Below are 739 nucleotides of genomic sequence, written 5' to 3' on the forward strand. Positions count from 1 at the left end.
AGTAGCTGTTGTCTTTCCGGGCTTGAGGACTGCGTTTTCGCTGGTCGGGCATAGGGCGGGCGTTCCCGTGGGAGTGGTGGCGTGTCGTGTCGTCGCTGCGGTGGAGGTCGTGGATGCCGTCGGTCGTGGGGTTGCTGGAACAGCGCGAGGTCGCCGCCCGCCGTCGCGTGGATGGGCTGAGGGAGGAGGCCGACCGTATCCAGGCCGAACTGGCTGTGGCCGAGCGGGAATGGCAGGAGTGGGCCATCGCCCGCTCGCGGGTCGGCGAGGTACTGGCCCCCGTGGACGAGCCCGGGCAAAGCCACGCCCAGACCGATGGGACAGCGCCGGCCATGGGACAGGCCGAGGAGACATCGTCAGCGCCGACCGCGGCGAAGTCGAAGTCGCAGGTGCCGGTGTGGTGTGAGGGGCTGGCCTGGGCGGTGCTGTCGGTGGACTATCAGCGCATCCTCACCGCGCTCGCGGACCGGGACCGGCTCCATCAAGGTCCGCTGACCTGCCAGGAGATGGCCGCGGTGTTCGGCATGGACGTGGTGCCGGCGCGGGTGGAGGCATTGCGGTCGAAGGCGAAACGCCTGGTCGCGCGGGGCTGGCTGGCCGAGCGGGAGCCGGGCCGGTTCACGCTCACTGCGGGTGTGGCCGGGCCAGGCGGCGGGTCATGAGCAGGATCATCGACCAGTAGATCATCGCTTCGGCACTGGTGGTGCGGCGCTCGTAGTCGCGCGCCAGGAGGCGGGTG

Annotated in this window: 1 protein-coding gene and 1 pseudogene; one reads left to right on the top strand and one right to left on the bottom strand. The window is 70.4% G+C overall.

Annotation, left to right across the window (positions count from 1 at the left end; all coding sequences use genetic code 11):
* Positions 1 to 113 precede the first annotated feature (113 nt).
* Complete coding sequence (locus G3I56_RS42645; RefSeq protein ID WP_055522471.1) at positions 114 to 662, top strand: hypothetical protein; 549 nt, start codon at positions 114 to 116, stop codon at positions 660 to 662.
* On the opposite strand, the pseudogene G3I56_RS44580 reads toward G3I56_RS42645, so the two are convergent.
* Positions 625 to 739 (bottom strand): annotated as a pseudogene (locus tag G3I56_RS44580) (IS5/IS1182 family transposase); the annotation flags it as partial. The gene G3I56_RS42645 and the pseudogene G3I56_RS44580 sit on opposite strands and share 38 nt — an antisense overlap.

Source organism: Streptomyces sp. SID12488 (assembly GCF_010548275.1).
In the GTDB taxonomy this organism is placed as follows: domain Bacteria; phylum Actinomycetota; class Actinomycetes; order Streptomycetales; family Streptomycetaceae; genus Streptomyces.